At 74.4% G+C, this 6,328-nt stretch carries 4 protein-coding genes and 1 pseudogene; 1 reads left to right on the top strand and 4 read right to left on the bottom strand.

Annotated elements, in window-relative coordinates; all coding sequences use genetic code 11:
* Positions 1-28 precede the first annotated feature (28 nt).
* On the bottom strand, positions 29-1,660 hold the full coding sequence (locus ABZ885_RS33205) for a M4 family metallopeptidase (protein ID WP_360197019.1): 1,632 nt from the start codon (positions 1,658-1,660) through the stop codon (positions 29-31).
* Positions 1,661-2,193: 533 nt separating this feature from the next.
* Here ABZ885_RS33205 and ABZ885_RS33200 point away from each other — a divergent pair.
* Positions 2,194-4,209 carry a hypothetical protein gene (locus tag ABZ885_RS33200; protein ID WP_360197016.1) on the top strand — a complete coding sequence of 672 codons (2,016 nt, stop codon included), beginning with the start codon at positions 2,194-2,196 and terminating at the stop codon, positions 4,207-4,209.
* A gap of 50 nt (positions 4,210-4,259) precedes the next feature.
* Here ABZ885_RS33200 and ABZ885_RS33195 read toward each other — a convergent pair whose 3' ends face one another.
* From ABZ885_RS33195 to ABZ885_RS33185, 3 genes and pseudogenes are all read right to left on the bottom strand, one after another.
* Complete coding sequence (locus ABZ885_RS33195) at positions 4,260-4,571, bottom strand: hypothetical protein (protein ID WP_360197013.1); 312 nt, start codon at positions 4,569-4,571, stop codon at positions 4,260-4,262.
* Positions 4,568-5,158, bottom strand: a complete 591-nt coding sequence (locus ABZ885_RS33190; RefSeq protein ID WP_360197010.1) for a type VII secretion system-associated protein — start codon at positions 5,156-5,158, stop codon at positions 4,568-4,570. Before ABZ885_RS33190 ends, ABZ885_RS33195 begins: the two co-directional genes overlap by 4 nt.
* An 87-nt stretch (positions 5,159-5,245) precedes the next feature.
* Positions 5,246-6,328, bottom strand: a pseudogene (locus tag ABZ885_RS33185) (hypothetical protein); the annotation flags it as partial.

Here is a 6,328-nt window from a genome sequence, read left to right as displayed (position 1 = left end):
CGGCGGGGGAGGGCGGCGGTGGTGCGGGTCAGTTGACCGCGACGGCCGACCAGGCGGCGGCGACGGCGGCGTACTCGGAGCTGCCCGCGCCGTAGAGGTCGGTGGCGGCCTTGAGGGTCGCCGTGCGGGCCCCGGCGTAGGTGGTGCCGGAGGTCATGTAGACGGTCAGCGCCCGGTACCAGACGGCGCCGAGCTTGTCCCGGCCGATGCCGGTGACGGTCGAGCCGTTGCAGGTGGGGCTGTTGTAGGAGACGCCGTTGACGGTGCTGGCGCCGCTGCCCTGGGCGAGCAGGAACGCGAAGTGGTTGGCGACGCCCGAGGAGTAGTGCACGTCGAGGTTGCCGACGCCGGAGCTCCAGCAGTCCGCCGACTTGCCGTCCTTGGAGGGCTGGTCCATGAAGCGCAGCGCGGCCTTGCCGAAGCCGGGCTGCACGATCTCCTCGCCGATCAGGTAGTCGCCCGGGTCGTCGGCGTTGGCCGCGTAGAACTCGACCAGGGTGCCCATGATGTCGGAGGTGGCCTCGTTGAGCCCGCCGGACTCGCCGGAGTAGACGAGCTTGGCGGTGCGCGAGGTGACGCCGTGCGACATCTCGTGCCCGGCGACGTCCAGCGAGACCAGCGGGCCGAAGGTCGTGCCGTCCCCGTCGCCGTACGTCATGCAGAAGCAACTGTCCTGCCAGAACGCGTTGTTGTACTTGCTGCCGTAGTGGACGCGGTTGTACGAGCCCTTGCCGTCACCGCCGATGCCGCTGCGGCCGTGGACGTTCTTGTAGTAGTCCCAGGTGGTGTCGGTGCCGTACTGGGCGTCGACGGCGGCGGTCGCGCGGTCGGCGGTCGCGCCGGTTCCCCAGTGGTTGTCGGCGTCGGTGAACAGCACGGCGGGGGCCCGGCTGAAGCAGATCGTGCCGAAGCAGAGGTCGGTCTTGTTCTGGGCGTCGCCGGTGTAGGTGTTGCCCCGGGTCGGGTCCTTGAGCTGGAAGGCGCCGCTCGCGGCGGTCGTCTCCAGCGGGACGGTGCCGCCGTAGAGCGAGGCGCCGTCACCCGTGGCCGTCTCGATCGCGTCCCAGGAGTCGATCACCGCGCCGGTCGCGGCGTCGGAGAGCACGGTCCGGGCGACCGGGTTGCCCAGGTAGTCCTGCCCGGCGGCGGTGGTCTGCCAGGCGAGCCGGGGCGCGCCGCGCAGCGCGTCGACCACCAGCTCGGCCTTGGCGTCGGCCTGCCGGACGGCTCCGCCGAGCGCGCGGACGGCCTGGGCCCGGGCGGTGGCGGCCGGGACGGCGGGCCGGGTGGTGGGCACGGCGAGGTCGCCGGCCGCGGCGCCGACCGCGCCGCGGAAGGCCCCGCCGGGGGCGAGGTGGACGACGAGGTCGCCGCCGAGCACCGGTAGGCCGGCGAAGGTGCGGTCGTAGCGGACGTGGCGGGTGCCGTCGGCGTCGGTGATCACGTCCCGGACGGAGCGGCCCTGCTGCGGGGTCACGCCCAGCCCGGCCGCGTTGGCGGTGAGCGCGGCGTCCGCCTGGGCCACGGCGAGCGCGGTGGCCCCGGCCGGGGCGGGGGCCGGTGCGGCGAGCGCGGTGCCGGGGAGGGCGGCGGCGGTGAAGGTGGTCGCCGCGACGACGACGGCGACGGCGGCTGCGGTGGTGCGGAGACGGAACGTCATTGTGCTCCTCGGTTCTCGGCGAGGGCCGCGGCGACGGCGCGCGCGACCGCGCACGGCTGGGTGCGACGGGGCGCGCCGGCGAGGGGCGCGGCGGCGGTACGCGGTGAACGGCGGCAGCGGCGGGGGGAGTCGGCGCACGCGGGACGGCCGGTGGGCGTGGCCGTGGTCGAGCGGATGCGGGCGCCGGAGCGGACGCCGGCCCGGGCGTCGGCAGGGGCAGACGAGGGTGCCGGCGAGGGAGCGAAGCGGGGTGCGCGAGGGGGTGTGGGGGTGGCGCTGTGCGGAGAAGCCGCCGGGAGTGATGTTTTACATGCTCAGGACAGGTTCGTCCAGAGGGTGTGCAGCAGTGGCGAGTTGAACCCCGCTCCGGTGAACGGCCGGACCACGGCGCGGTGTTCAGGATGCGGCCCGGCGCCCGGTTGGGGCGGTTGGGCCGGATCCATGCACGAATCACCCCATAGGGGCTGTCTGTCGGACAGCTCCTACGGGCGCCGTATGATCATGGACGCTGACTGGGCGAAAGGGAGACCGTGGTGGACACGACCGGGCGCTGGATACCGCCGTTGGCGGCCGGCCGCCGTCCCGCGGGCCAGGCCCTGCTGGCCCTGTTGGACGACCCCCGGGCGCCGCGGGTGTGCCGGGTCACCGGGCCGTCCGGCATCGGCAAGACCCGGCTGCTGACCTGGCTGGCCACCGCCTGCTCCGACCCCGCCACCCCGGCGGGGCAACGGCCCGACGCGGCGGTGTCGTTGGCCGGAACGACCGTCCACAGCGCGACGTGGATCATCGCCGCCCGCCTCGGCGTGTGGGCGCGCACGCCCGCAGAGCTCGTCGTCGCCCTGCGGACGGCGGACCACCCCCGGCTGCTGATCCTGTGGGACCTCAACCGCTCGGCCGAGCCCGAGGCGGTGGCCGGCCTCCTGCTGGGCCCGCTGTCGGAGGTGCCCGGCATCCGGATGGTCGTCGAATCGGACGGCGTCCTGCCGGTGGCGGACGAGCCGGCGGTGCTGGCGCTGGACGAGCCGCGCTGGACGGACGCCGGGCGCTTCGCGGCCTGGTACGACCGGCAGCGCGCCGGCTCGCCGTTCACCGCGGAGCAGGTGTACCCGAGCCCGGGTCTCGCCCTGCTCGCGGCCAGGGTCCCGGCCGGGGCGGCCAACACGGCGGACGGCCCGGACGGCGTGGACGGCCCGGCCGGCGTGGACGTTGCCGCGGCCTGGTGGGCCGCGGTGCCGGACGAGGTGCGTCCGGCCTTCGGCGCGCTGACGGCCGCGGTCCGGCCGCTCACCCGGCAGGAATGGTCCGTCCTGGCCGGCCCCGAGGCCGTCGGGCGTGCCGCGGAGCTGCTGCCGCCGGACTCCGCGGCAGGTGACACCTGGTGGCTGCCCGCCGGCCCGCTCCGGCAGGTCGTCACGGACGGCACCGGTCCCGTGGACCCGGCCGACCTCGCCCGCGCCCTGGCCGGGACCGTCCCCCGGACGGCCGACCGGGCGCCGGACCTCCTGAGCGCGGACCCCGGCCGGCTCGGCCTGCTGCTCGGCCAGTGCGTCCCGGCCGCGATGGCGGACCAGCTGCTCGAAGACCCGCTGTTCGTCGCCTGCGCGGAGCCGCTCGCCGTGGCGGCGGCCTTCGGGTCCGGCGGCGGCCGGCTCCACGCCGCGTGGCACGCGGCCGGGCCGGCCCTGCTGGGGGAGGGGTCCGGCGCGACGCGGGCCGAGATCCTGCGGGTCCGTCTGACGGCCGGCGGTGCGGAGCACGGCCTCCCGCCGGTCGCCGGTGCGCCCTGGCACGTCGAGTGGTCCTGCGGGCCGGCGGAGGCGGACGCCCCGTTCGTCGCCGCGGCCCTCGGCCGGGGGCCGTTCGACGGGCAGATCCTGGCGGCGGACGTCACCGGTGGCGTGCACCTGGTCGAGCCGGCCACGGGGCGGCTGCTCGACCGCGGGGTGCTCGTCGGACCGGAGGGCCTGACGGCGCTCACCTGCTATCCGGACGGGACGGTCGCGGCCCTCGGGCCCGACGGCGAGGTGCAGGTGCTCGCCGGTGACCTTCCGCTCCCGCCGCTCGCGGCCGGCCGCCCGACGGCCCTGGCGCACCTGCCGGCGGTCGGGGACGACACTGGGACGGTGCACTGGCCGGTGTCCGGCGGGACCGGTGCCGAGCGTCTCCACCAGGGGGCGGTGACCGCGCTCGGTGCCGCCCTGCTGCCGCCGGACGGCGACGGCGTGCGGGCGCCGCTTCTCGTCAGCGGAGGTGCCGACGGGCGTGTCCGCGCCTGGCGGCCGGGTCAGCGGGCCCTGGAGGCCGCCGTGACCGAGCGCGGCCACCGGGTGACGGCGGTGGGCGTGGCCGCCGGTCCGGCCGGCCTGTTCCTGGCCGCGGCGTGGGCCGACGGCCTGGTGCGGTTCGGACCGGTCGACCCGGCCCGGCGCGGGGTCGAGTTCGCGCTCGGAGCAGTGGTCCGGACCCTCCTGCTCCCCGGCCCGGACCACCTCGTCTGCCTCTTCCCGGAGGGGCTCACCCGGATCGCCCTCGCGCCGGCGGCGGTGTGAGCAACGGGGCCCGTCCGATGGACGGGCCCTCGGGGCTGTCCGGAGCGGTCTCAGCCGCCGTAGCGGTCGGCGTAGGCGTCGGCGTACAGCGACGCGGGGAAGTCGTCGGCCGTCACCCAGGCGGAGACGGCCTCGATGACGACGGCCCAGGAGCGTGCCGCCTCGCCGAGGTCGCCCTTGTTCAGGGCGACCCTGGTGCGCGCGAGGCCCTTGTCCACGAGCTGGGACCACGCCTCGAACGCCGTCCTGATGTCCGGGTCGCACTGGGCGAGCTTCCGGCCGCTGCGCCGCTGGCGGGTGATGACGAACTCCCGTGCCGCGTCGTACTGCTCGTCGGTCGGGATGCTTCCGGGCGTGGTCATGTCGTTTCCTCGTTGCTGGTGGCCGGGGTTGCGGCGAGAGCCTGGCACAGGTCCTCGAACGGAATGGTGACGGAGACCCGGCTCCCGGGATTGACCCGCAGGTCGACACCCCCGGGAATCCCCGCCAGGGTGCGCACCGGCACCGGCACGGCGCCGGGCCAGTCCGGCGGGAGATATCCGGGCGAGGTGCAGCCCTCCAGCACCGCCCGGTCGTTCTCACCCGGGACCACGAAGGGCCGCTGCCGGTCCGGCGTCGAATAGATCAGCAGCTCCGAGCGTAGGAGCTCGGCCAGGAAGACCTGCTCGCTGCAGTACCCGGTGGCGCTGAGCTGGAGCTTGTTCTCCAGGTCGTTGACCGGAGGGGTCAGGTCGAGCGCCATGGGCGAGGGCTTGTAGTGCGGGTTGTGCAGGAACCGCACGACGTTGCCGGTCTGGTCGACCTGCCAGGCCCCCACCACGCCGTGCCCGGGCACCTCTCCGTCGGGATCGAAACCCGGATCGATCGAGTAGAGCCACTGACCCGGCCGTTGCTTCGCCGCCGCCCGCATGGCGCTGGTCAGTTCAGGCTCCTGGCGTCCGGCCGTCACCTTGGTCCGTCCTTTCGGGCTGTGCCCGTGTCGAATCTGCTGTGGTGCCCCGTGCCGGGGGCGCCCGAATTCCGCGCCGGACAGCCGCTAGGGCTTCCGGTAATGGGGGTTCTCCACGTAGCGGACCGGCTTGCCGTCCTTTATCTCCCAGGCGCCCTTGATGTCCTCGAGACGCACGCCGCCCGGGAACGCGATCTCACGTTCCTCCTCGTACGGGGTGTGCTTGCCCAGCGTCGCATTGACGTCGATGCCGCCCTCGGCGTCGATGTCGTAGCGCCACGGCTTCGAGCCGCCGACCTCGGCCAGCGGGTCCCGCGTCGTACCGACGTAGATCGAGTTCGTGTTCTTGCTCGCGTAGCCGTAGAGGTTGTTGTAGTTCTCGACCCAGGGCTGGAACCCCTCGCCCGGCTTGAAGATCTCCTCGGGCCCCCGGCGGTCGAAGCGGTAGAGCTCCTCGTTGGTGGTCCGCCACTTCGGGGCGTGCTCCATGCCGCTGAGGTCGACGTTCTTGTTGGCTGCCGACTTCAGCGGGTCGTGGGGCCATTCGGCGACGCTCTGGTCCTCCATCTCCAGCATCTTCCGGACGTCCTCCGGAAGGTCCGCCCGCGCGGCGTCCTTCGCGGCCTTCTCGGCGGCCGCCTTTTCGGCAGCGGCCTTCTCGGCGGCCTCCTTTGCGGCTTTCTCCGCCGCCTCCTTGGCCGTCTTCTCGGCGGATTCCTGGGCAGCCTTCTCGGCGGCGTTCTTGGCGACGGCGGCGGCCTCGCGCTCGGCGACGGTGGCGGCGGTGCCACCGCCTCCGGTGCCGGCGCCGATCAGGAAGTTGCCGATCAGCTTGCCGCCCGCCTCGGACGGGTCGTTGCCCCAGCCGCTGCCCACCAGGCCCTTGAGCAGGTCGACCGGGTGGTCACCGGCCTTGATCAGGCCGGCGGTCATGGTCGAGAGCCCGTCGAGGTACTGGGCGGGGTGGGTGAGGTTGTACGGGTCGTAGGGGTTGAGCGAGCGGCCGAGCTTGAGCAGGTCCGTCCCGCTCTTGATCAGACCACCGGTGAAGTGCTCGTACATCACCGGTGCGCCCGCGAGGCCGTCCGCCACCTCCGCCTTGAGGATCTGCATCTTGCTCGGCATGTTCGGCGCCGTCTGCACCAGGGCGGCGATCGCGGCGGTGGCCGT

The sequence above is a fragment of the Kitasatospora sp. NPDC047058 genome, from assembly GCF_040643935.1.
Taxonomy (GTDB): domain Bacteria; phylum Actinomycetota; class Actinomycetes; order Streptomycetales; family Streptomycetaceae; genus Kitasatospora.
This window is presented reverse-complemented; position numbering and strand designations above follow the sequence as displayed.